General features: G+C 41.0%; 11 protein-coding genes and 1 riboswitch. Of the genes, 10 read left to right on the forward strand and 1 reads right to left on the reverse strand.

Annotation, left to right across the window (positions count from 1 at the left end):
* The first annotated feature begins 20 nt into the window (after window positions 1–20).
* A complete protein-coding gene (locus tag ADU22_RS06460; RefSeq protein WP_053361413.1) occupies window positions 21–611 on the forward strand; it encodes a 50S ribosomal protein L25 in 591 nt (196 codons plus the stop codon).
* Between the two features lie 198 nt (window positions 612–809).
* Here ADU22_RS06460 and ADU22_RS06465 read toward each other — a convergent pair whose 3' ends face one another.
* Complete coding sequence (locus ADU22_RS06465) at window positions 810–1331, reverse strand: cupin domain-containing protein (protein WP_053361414.1); 522 nt, start codon at window positions 1329–1331, stop codon at window positions 810–812.
* A 171-nt stretch (window positions 1332–1502) separates the two neighbouring features.
* Window positions 1503–1604, forward strand: a riboswitch (purine riboswitch).
* Window positions 1605–1723: 119 nt separating this feature from the next.
* Here ADU22_RS06465 and ADU22_RS06470 point away from each other — a divergent pair.
* The 9 genes from ADU22_RS06470 to ADU22_RS06510 all read left to right on the forward strand — a co-directional run bounded on the left by ADU22_RS06470 (window position 1724) and on the right by ADU22_RS06510 (window position 9951).
* The gene (locus ADU22_RS06470; protein ID WP_197280023.1) at window positions 1724–2875 is read left to right on the forward strand and encodes a BMP family lipoprotein; all 1152 of its coding nucleotides are present in this window, start codon (window positions 1724–1726) and stop codon (window positions 2873–2875) included.
* A gap of 117 nt (window positions 2876–2992) precedes the next feature.
* The gene (locus ADU22_RS06475) at window positions 2993–4531 is read left to right on the forward strand and encodes an ABC transporter ATP-binding protein (protein WP_053361415.1); all 1539 of its coding nucleotides are present in this window, start codon (window positions 2993–2995) and stop codon (window positions 4529–4531) included.
* Entirely contained in the window at window positions 4518–5669 is a 1152-nt protein-coding gene (locus ADU22_RS06480) for an ABC transporter permease (protein ID WP_053361416.1), read from the forward strand. Before ADU22_RS06475 ends, ADU22_RS06480 begins: the two co-directional genes overlap by 14 nt.
* Entirely contained in the window at window positions 5669–6628 is a 960-nt protein-coding gene (locus ADU22_RS06485; RefSeq protein ID WP_053361417.1) for an ABC transporter permease, read from the forward strand. The genes ADU22_RS06480 and ADU22_RS06485 overlap by 1 nt, the downstream gene beginning before the upstream one ends.
* A 244-nt stretch (window positions 6629–6872) precedes the next feature.
* Window positions 6873–7112, forward strand: a complete 240-nt coding sequence (locus ADU22_RS06490; protein WP_053361418.1) for a sulfurtransferase TusA family protein — start codon at window positions 6873–6875, stop codon at window positions 7110–7112.
* A gap of 45 nt (window positions 7113–7157) precedes the next feature.
* Window positions 7158–7520: a DsrE family protein gene (locus ADU22_RS06495; RefSeq protein WP_053361419.1), complete on the forward strand. Its 363-nt coding sequence runs from the start codon at window positions 7158–7160 to the stop codon at window positions 7518–7520.
* A gap of 74 nt (window positions 7521–7594) precedes the next feature.
* Window positions 7595–8305, forward strand: a complete 711-nt coding sequence (locus ADU22_RS06500) for a sulfurtransferase TusA family protein (protein ID WP_231687849.1) — start codon at window positions 7595–7597, stop codon at window positions 8303–8305.
* A gap of 13 nt (window positions 8306–8318) precedes the next feature.
* The gene (locus tag ADU22_RS06505; RefSeq protein ID WP_053361421.1) at window positions 8319–9485 is read left to right on the forward strand and encodes a cobalamin-independent methionine synthase II family protein; all 1167 of its coding nucleotides are present in this window, start codon (window positions 8319–8321) and stop codon (window positions 9483–9485) included.
* Between the two features lie 25 nt (window positions 9486–9510).
* Entirely contained in the window at window positions 9511–9951 is a 441-nt protein-coding gene (locus tag ADU22_RS06510) for an OsmC family protein (RefSeq protein WP_053361422.1), read from the forward strand.
* Window positions 9952–10291 lie beyond the last annotated feature (340 nt).

Here is a 10291-nt window from a genome sequence, read left to right on the forward strand (position 1 = left end):
AAGAGGAAGGTGGAAGTTAAGTGAATACGTTAGCAGCTGAAGAAAGAAAAGATTTAAAAAAATCCGCATTGAAAAAATTGAGATTGGATGGGGGAATCCCGGGGATCGTTTATGGAAGGGAGCTTGATACGAAATCGATTTTTATCAAAAACACCGATTTATTAAGAGTCTTAAAAGGTGTTGGAAGAAATGGAATTATATCTTTGGATCTTGATGGGAAATCAAAAAATGTGATTTTAAGAGATTACCAGAATGACCCTGTAACGAAAGATATGCTTCATGTGGATTTCCTTCATGTGGATAAGGACACTGAGATTGATACAAAAGTCAGTGTGATCTTAAAGGGAACATCGGCTGGTGAGAAAGCCGGAGGGATTGTTAAACAATATCTTCACGAATTGGACATAACAGCAAAAGCAAATGATATCCCTGATAATATTGAAATTGACATGACTGATTTTCAGATCGGCCATGCTGTAAAAATATCAGATGTTAAATTGGAATATGGCAATTGCACAATCAAGCATGAGGATGAAGAAACCATTGTCATGATCGACTATGTGAAATCGGTCACGGAGGAAGAAGAGGAGCCTAGTGCAGTTGAAGTTTAAAAATAAGGTTGTAATATTTGCCCGCTAAGCTAATAATCTATCAACCTATTTAAATTCAAATGTTTAGAACTCCATCTCTTTTTCCATTAAAAGTATAAATAAAGCAAAAAGTGATGTCAATATTTTTTGAAATGAATATTTTGCCGAGGCTTCTCAAAAGAAAGTAAACTTTTGAGAAGCTTCTTTTTTTCGTTTTCATTAATCAGGAATGATTTCATAAGCCATCTTCATGATTACCTCTTTATGCTGAGGGTATTTTAACAGAAGCTCGCTTTGCGTGAACAACTCAAAGTCTTGATATTCAAAACCTGGCGAAACCATGCATCCAACCAAAGAGAAGGTATCCTCATCCATGACCGTTGATCCAAAGATGGCGTTTTTCGGAACTAATGCTTGTGGGACTTCCCCCTCATCAAGATTCAAGCCTAATTTCATTTCTTTGTACTCCCCATTTTCCTCAATCACATGAATCGTTAAAGGGCTGCCTGCATGAAAGTACCATAATTCGTCCGATTTTAAGCGGTGAAAATGGGAAATATCATTCGATGTTAATAGAAAATAAATACTCGTATATAGTCTGCGCTTCCCTTCAAAATCCACAGTTAACTCTTTATCGGAGGTTATCTCCCTGGATTGAAAAGTTTCTTTATAATAACCGCCTTCTTTATGAGGAGTTAGTCCAAGTTTTGAAATATAAAATTGCGGGTCATGAGTATTCACAGCAAATACCTCCCATTTGATAAGTGACTTTTTAAAAATAGCAGAGAAATTATTTCCAGACAATATCCCATTCTAGTTTACTCCTATTTCCGAACGTTAATACATGTTTTATTTAAAAGTATTCGTATTTTTTTAGTTGACACCATCAATATCGGGTGGTACTATGAGTTAGTAAAAATTAAATATTATTCTCGTATAATATTGGGGATATGGCCCGAAAGTTTCTACCAAGCTACCGTAAATGGCTTGACTACGAGGTGTGTATATAAATATGGGGATAAGCCTTATTTCCCATTCCCTTATCTACCCTCCTTCAGTCAAGCACCGGTATAAATCGGTGCTTTTTTAATTTTTACAATAACAACCATGAAACACAGAGGAGGATTCATTCGGTGGGAAAAAATACAAAGAAACTTGCAATGATATTATTCATTGCATTTATGACGGCTGTTTTGGCAGCATGCGGAAATGACTCAGCTAATGAAAATGCAGCTGAGGCTGGAACAGGTGAAGAAGGATTAAAAATTGCCATTGTAACAAGCCCTTCAGGCGTGGATGATGGCAACTTTAATGAAGATAACTATAACGGTATTTTGAGCTTTATTGAAAACCATCCAACAGCAACCGTAAAGGCTGTAAAAGAAGAAACTGGTGATCCGGCTGCTGCAGTACAAGCCGTTGCTGATATTGTCGCGGACTATGACGTGATTGTGACACCTGGGTTTCAATTTGCCGGCATTTCCAGCCTTGCTGTAGAAAATCCTGATAAAAAATTTATTTTAAATGACTCTGAGCCTGCACCTGTAGGTGACCAAAAAGATTTCGATAATATCTATGCGATGAACTTCGCTGAACAAGAAAGCGGCTTTTTTGCAGGTATGGCTGCAGCACTTGAAACAAAATCAAATAAAGTGGCTGTTGTAAACGGGATTGCGTATCCTTCAAATGTGAATTATCAATTTGGTTTTGAATCAGGTGTGAATTATGCGAATGCCGTTTTTGGAAAAAATGTTGAAGTTGTTGAGCTGTCAGGCTATTCAGGGACGGATGTAAATGGTGCTGATGTTGGCGGGAACTATGCAGGATCCTTTGCTGATCCGGCAAAAGGTAAAGTTGTTGGGAACGCCCTGATTGAAAAAGGAGTGGATATTATCTTTGTTGCCGCAGGAGGCACAGGAAATGGTGTATTCACAGCCGTTAAGGAAGCGAAAGACGATGTGAAAGTCATTGGTGTGGATGTTGACCAATATGATGAAGGCGTAAATGGATCTGAAAACATCGTATTGACATCTGGGGTAAAATTCATGGCTATGAATATTGAAAAAGCGCTAAATTCCATTGTTGATGGAAGCTTTAAAGGCGGGAATGCCGTTCTTCATGCCGATACAGATTCCACCGGTTTTATAAAGGAAGAAGGCCGTCATCAATTATCAGAAGATACACTTAGCAAATTGAATGAAGCCTATGAACTGGTAAAAGACGGTACAATTGTACCTGCCTCCAATTTTAATGGCCATACTCCAGAAAAGTTTCCAGGGTTATAAGAAATAAATAATGAAGTGTACCATTAGAAGTTTGTCATTTCCTCCATTAACAACCCGGGAATGATGAACTTCTTTTAACTTCCTTTTTCCTATTAATTTTACAAAAGGAGACGAAAGATGTCTGATTATATTGTAGAAATGAAACATATAACCAAACGGTTTCCTGGAATCGTGGCAAATGACAATGTATCCATAGGCATTAAAAAAGGAGAAATCTTTGCCCTGCTTGGAGAGAATGGGGCAGGTAAATCAACATTGATGAGTATGCTTGGCGGCATGTATGAACCGGATGAAGGAGACATTTATATCCGGGGTGAGAAAGTCCAAATCAGTTCACCCAATCATGCGGCAAAGCTTAACATTGGAATGGTCCATCAGCATTTTAAGCTTGTTTCCGATTATACGATTACAGAGAATATCATCTTGGGAGTTGAGCCGATCAAAAAGCTGGCAGGAATCTTCCCATACGTCGATATTCGGAATGCCAATCGGAAAATTGAAAACCTGTCTAAAAGCTTTGGCTTAGAGGTGGACCCGATGAAGAAAATATCCGATCTTACTGTTTCCATGCAGCAGCGGGTAGAAATTTTAAAAGTGCTGTATCGTGAAGCGGACATCCTTATATTCGATGAACCGACTGCTGTCTTGACGCCGCAGGAAATTGACTTCCTGCTCGGCATTATCGAAGGCCTGCGAAACGGCGGGAAAACCATCATCCTAATTACACATAAGCTGGATGAGATCAAGAAAGTAGCCGATCGATGTGCAGTATTGAACAAAGGCAAATTAATCGATGTGCTGGATGTTAAGGAAACGTCCACAAGGAAAATGGCCCAACTCATGGTAGGCAGGGAGGTAAACCTGAAATCGGATAAAAATCCTGCTGCGTTTAAAGAGGAAGTATTGAAGGTTGAACATCTGACTGTGAAAAATCAAGATGGGTTTGAAGTCGTTAAAGATGTTTCTTTTACCATTAAGAGTGGAGAAATCTTTGCAATCGCTGGAGTCGCCGACAATGGCCAGGTTGAAATTGCCGATGCCATTGCCGGGTTAACGAAGGTCAGCGGCGGTAAAGTTTCACTGAACGGCAAGGACATAACGAATGAGAGCATMAGAAAAAGAACAGAAGCAGGAATATCCTATATACCTGAGGATCGCCAAAGCTTTGGATTAGTATTGGATTTCGATCTTTCAACCAATTTGGCATTAAAGCAGTACTATAGGGAGCCCTTTGCCAAGAAAGGGATTTTAGACAAAGAGGAATTCGAGCAATTCGGCAGCAGGCTGATTGACAAATATGATATCAGAAGCGGCCAAGGCATCAAGACTCAGGTTCGTTCGATGAGCGGGGGAAATCAGCAAAAAACGATTATTGGGCGCGAAATTGAATTGCAATCACCGCTGATGATCTTCGTTCAGCCAACACGGGGTGTCGACATTGGGGCGATTGAAAATATTCATAAGATGATGATTAAGGAACGAGACCAAGGGAAAGCGATTTTACTAGTTTCATTGGAGTTGGATGAAATCATGAATGTGGCGGATACCATTGGAGTGATCTACAATGGCCAGCTTCAAAAGATTGCCAGCAGTGAATCCTTAACGACGAATGAAGTCGGAGAGTATATGATGGGGGCAAAGCATGAGCAACGTTAAGAGAAAAAATAACATAAAGAACAATCTAATCCGGCCGATCAGGAATGAGAAATGGCAGCCTGTCACGATTCCATTAGTCGCCATCCTAATAAGTTTTATTGCCGCGGCTATTGTCATCCTTATCATTGGCAAAAATCCCATCCAGGCATTTTATAACTTGTTGCAGGGGGCAGGAATCCTGCCTAAGCCTTCCTATGCCGGCTATAAAAGCATGCTGACTGATTTTTTGAGTTTGCTGAACGCCATGACGCCGCTTGTGTTTGCCAGCTTGGCAGTCGCTGTTGCTTTTAAGGCGGGTCTATTTAATATTGGGGTTTCGGGACAAATGCTCGTATCCGGTTTTTTGGCGACGATTATTGTCGGTTACAGCGGTTTGGATGCAATCATCGCAAAGCCGCTGGTGCTGGTAATCGGTATGGCCGCCGGTGGCTTAATGGGAGGATTAGTGGGGTGGCTAAAATATAAATTTAACATTAATGAAGTCGTATCTACGATCATGTTAAATTATATTGCCCAGTATGTTATCAGCTTTTTTATTCAAATGTATTACATTGATCCTGTTTCAAGACAATCCCAATATATTTCAGAAGCAGCAAGATTAACTTTAGTAAATGTCGAAATGGCCAACCTGAAAATGGATATTCCATTGGGCTTTATCCTCGCCATTTTTACCGCTGTTTTAGTAAAGTTTTTCATGGACAAGACAGTAATTGGCTTTGAAATTAAAGCGGTCGGTTCCAACCGTAATGCGGCAAAATATGCAGGAATGAATGTAGGAAGAAATACAATCCTGGCCATGGTGATTTCCGGCGGGCTGGCTGGTCTGGCCGGTGTCACTTATTATTTAGGTTATTTTGCTTCCATACAGCCCAAAGTCTTATCAAGTATTGGTTTTGATTCCATTGCTGTATCGCTACTCGGAAACTCTCATCCAATCGGGGTTATTTTTTCATCCTTTTTAGTCTCGATTATTGATCAGGGAAGCACATATATGAGTTCACAGGCAGGAATCAGGCAGGAAATTTCTTCTGTTATCGTCGGTTTGATCCTGTTGTTCAGTGCATGTGGTGCCTATCTGAAACATAAAGTCAGCTCCCTGAAGGATAAAGAATTGGATCAAAAGGAGAGTGAGTCATAATGGATACAATAATCATTGATGGACTATCCTTTGCTCTCCCTCTTTTTATTATAGCCATAGGGGGAATATATAGTGAAAAGAGCGGGATTACCAATCTGGCACTTGAAGGATTTCAAGGGTTTGGGGCATTCATCGGAGCCCTGTCGGCTGTATTGATTGCCAATGCTTCGGGCGCAGATATTCAAAATCTTTTTTATGTGGCACTGCTATTTTCAATGATTGGCGGAATGGGTTTTTCGATTATTCACGCTGTACTATGTATCAAATTTAAGGCAGATCAAGTCATAAGCGGGGTCGTCATTAATATTTTGGCGTTGGCACTAACCACGTTTCTAACCGCACAAATAAATGCATTTGTGTTTGGAACAGCTTCCGATAAGTTCCAATTGGGTGTATCGGACCGGTTTACCATTGAGGGGTTAGCGAACATACCAGTCATTGGTGCTGTTTTTACGAATGTGTATCCGTTTGAAGTGATCATTATCGTGATTGCCATATTTGCCTGGTATCTCTTATATAAAACAAAATTTGGGATGCGCCTGAGAGCGAGCGGGGAGAATCCTCATTCGGTTGATGCAGCAGGGGTAGATGTTGCGAAAACAAGGTTTTCTGCGGTACTGATTTCGGGTCTGTTATCCGGACTGGGCGGCATGTGCTTTGCCTATTCGATTTCAGCCAACTTTTCCTCAAATATTTATATGGGATATGGATTCCTCGCCATTGCAGCCTTAATATTTGGGAATTGGAGGATTCTCCCTACTTTAGCCGCTTGTCTTTTGTTTGGTTTTGCCAAATCCGGCGGATCGTTCATTGCCCAGTCAATGGCATTGCCAAGCAGTTTCACTGATCTATTCATGATCTTGCCTTACGTATTAACGCTATTGTTATTGATCTTTTTCTCTAAATCAAACCGTGCTCCGAGAGCCCTCGGGGAAATTTATGACAAGGGGAAGAGATAGGTCAATATCTAGCAGTACCTGAATGGAAGATAGGCTCTCGTCAGTCGAATAAACTGGCGGGAGCCTTTTTATTTKCGGATCCGATTATATAAATGCGCTCTGTTATTGGTATCCAAAAAAGAGATGGGTTTCAATTGGGATTATCGATAATATAAATTTATATTACCAAAATACTTGTTTATAATTTAGATGTAGAAAGAGGTCTATAGGTTACTTAAAACAGCAGGCCGAAAGGAACGAAAATATGGGACAGCAATACAGACCAGAAATAACTTATGATGCGGGTCCGACAGGTTGCGGCGAGTTAATTATGAATTTGTTTCTCACAATGAAGAAGATGAACAGCGGAGAAATGATCGAGGTTATCTCTTATGATCCAGGCGCACGTGAAGATATTCCAGCTTGGTGCCGAATGCAAAATCATCATCTATTGAAACGGGATGACGATGGCGTCATTAGTCATTACTTTATTAAAAAAGGCTAATTCAGCTTTTTTTCATATTAAAGGACTTATAAGGAGGATTTCAAAATGGCAGGAAAATTTTTAGTTAGTTTAACAAACGCAAAAAACGATCCGGATAAGGCAACGGTTGGATTTGTTGTTGCGAACGCCGCGGTTGCTTCAGGTCAGGAAACAGTCGTCTTTTTAAATGTTGAAGGAGCCTACCTTGGATCAAAAGGCTATGCTGATGATATTCACGAAGAAGGGTTTGCTCCATTAAAGCAACTAATGGACCAATTCATTGAAGCTGGCGGAAGTATTTGGGTATGCAGCCCATGTTTCAAAAAGCGTCAGTTAAACGAAGAGGAACTAATTGAAGGTGCGACCATTGTCGGTGGAGCCAAAGTGGTGGAATTCTTAAGCCAAGGCGCTGCTTCGATCACTTATTAATCACTCAAGGCCCGCATGATTTTTCACACTGTTTTAAGTGAAAAGATGAACAAATTGAAAAAGGTGATTGAATGATGAATTCCAAAGCTGTATGTGATGGTGGAGATCTAGATTGCGGTTCAGGTCTGTTGTTAATTATTAAAAAGGCAATGGATCCTTTAATGGGTGGAGAAATATTGGAAGTCCGCAGTCGTGAACGGACGGTTGCTGAAGATTTGCCAGCCTGGTGCAGAATGGTCGACCATGAATTTCTTGGTTCCGAACCTGGGGAGAATACAACCAGATATTTTATCCGGAAGGGTTCCCAGCAAGAAGAACTGGCAGCAGACTTAGAGGCTGCGAAAGGGTATAAATGGAATGTTCGTGTGCAAGGCGAAAAAGGTTTATCGGCGAAGGTCCATTCCCGAAACCATACATTTACCGTCGGACAACCCGCCGATTTTAGCTCCAAAGTGGATTCTCCCAGTGCAATCGATTACCTGCTGGCTGCTCTGGCTTCCGATTTAGCGGTGGGTTATAAGGCACAAGCGTCAAGAAGGAACATGGAAATCGACCAATTGGAAGTTTCCATAAAGGCTGGATTGGAGAATGTCTTATTTCATCTGGAAATGGAGGATGACGGCAGCCCGAAAATCCAGGAGATCAAAGGGACTTTTTATGTCTCATCACCACAGTCCGAAGGTGATTTGGAAAAACTGTGGGAAAACACGCTTGAAAGATCACCAGTCTATCAAACTCTTAACCAGACAATCAACATCAATATACAGTTTTCCATTGTATATTGAGGAGGTTTTAATAATGACGTTACCATTATTCCCTACGACGGTTATTGGCAGTTGGCCACGCTCAAAAGAAGTGCAGAGAGCGATGCGTGATAAGCGTGCTGGCCGAATCAGTGAGGAAGAATTTCAAGCTGTGGCCAATCAGGCCGTTTTACAATGCTTAAAATGGCAGGAAGAAGCAGGCATCGATATTGTTTCCGATGGGGAACAGCGACGGGATAATTATATTTCCTTTGTAGCGGAACATTTGCATAATGTCCGCATGTTAAGTGTTTCCGAGTTGCTCGATTATGTAGAAGATAAATCGAGTTTTGAAGAAATTTTAGGGACGTTGGATGTTCCGGCTTTTTCAATGTCCAATCCTGCTGCGATTGGCAAGATTAGCCGCAAAAAACCCCTCGCTTTAAATGACTTTCTTTTTTTAAAACAGCATACAAAGAAAGCGGTTAAAGTGACACTGCCCGGGCCTTATTTGTTAACCAGGTCCATGTGGGTAGAAGGGTTATCCAGTGAAGCGTATCCAACAAAAGAGGATTTATCGCAGGATATTGTAAACGTACTGCGCGAAGAATTAGAGGATCTTATTGCAGCAGGAGTGGAATTTGTCCAATTTGATGAGCCTGTCCTAACTGAGGTTGTGTTTACGAAAAAGAATGCAAACCGGACCTTTATGTGCGGGGCGCTGACAGCAAAGGCGGATGCAGAAGAGGAGTTAGCATTTGCCCTGGAATTAATCAATCAAGTGACTGATGGTATGCTTGGAAGAGGAACCACCATTGGTGTTCATATCTGCCGCGGGAATTGGAGTACACAAGATGAAATCCTGCTTCGTGGTCCCTATTTCCCGTTAATTCCTTATCTTGAAAAGGCGAATGTTGACCAATTGGCTCTTGAATATGCGACACCCAGGGCGGGCGAAATTGACGCTATCCGCAACATTGGCGGCAAGGAGCTTGGGTTCGGTGTCATTAACCCCAGAACGGTAGATGTCGAATCTGTTGAAGCGATTGTCGCGAGCGTAGAAGAAATAAGAGCGATTTTGCCTGATGAAAAAATCTTTTTAAATCCGGATTGTGGATTTGGTACCTTTGCCCAGCGGCCAATGAACAGTGATGAACTGGCTTGTGAAAAACTAAAAGCCATGGTAGAAGCCGCGAAAAAACTGCGTGAAATAGCCAAGTAATCATAATTGTGGAGGGATGAACAGAATGGGACAACAAATGACTGTAAGAGTAGAAGGAAGCGGAAATGGGATGAGAACCGATTCCGTGGCAGGCAAGCATAAAATTGCCATTGACGAACCAGTAGCCATGGGCGGTAAAGATTCTTCAATGGACCCGCTATCAACCTTTTTAGCCTCACTAATTGGCTGTGAGAACGTAATGGCCCAAATCATCGCGAAGGAAATGGATTTTGACCTTCAAGGAATCTCGTTTGAAGTAGAAGGTGAACTGGATACTAGCGGTTTAATGGGGAATTTGGAGGTAAAACCATATTTCGAAAAAGTAGTCGTTAAAGCAGTCGTTGAAACATCGGAATCTCAAGAAAGAATCAATGAAATGCAAGAGGCTGTCGATTTGCGGTGTCCAGTCTTTAGAACGATTAAAGATGCCGGAATTCCGATTGAAAATCAGTGGTTCAAAGCTTAAAAGCGATTTTAGCGACGGCTTCCCGGAAGTTTTGGGAAGCCTTTTTGTGATGACAGAAAGGTTCTGCTGTGAGATGTAATGGGTTTTCTTTAAAGGTAAAATATAAACAAATTACCCTCTAATCCCCCTGTGGATGATTAAAAATAAACGGAAAAAATCCGTTTAAACCGGGAAATACTTATATTTCCCTTAAAATAAGGGGAGAATTTCCGTTTATATGCACTAGCTTTGCAAAGTTGTACCAAATATTGGTATATCATTGAATTGGGTTTTAAACAGAAAAAATCCTCCTATGTAGAATTGTAATCAACAGGTTACCAAACACCCCAATTCTACAAGA

It is taken from the genome of Bacillus sp. FJAT-27251, assembly GCF_001273925.1.
Taxonomy (GTDB): Bacteria; Bacillota; Bacilli; order Bacillales; family Cytobacillaceae; genus Mesobacillus_B.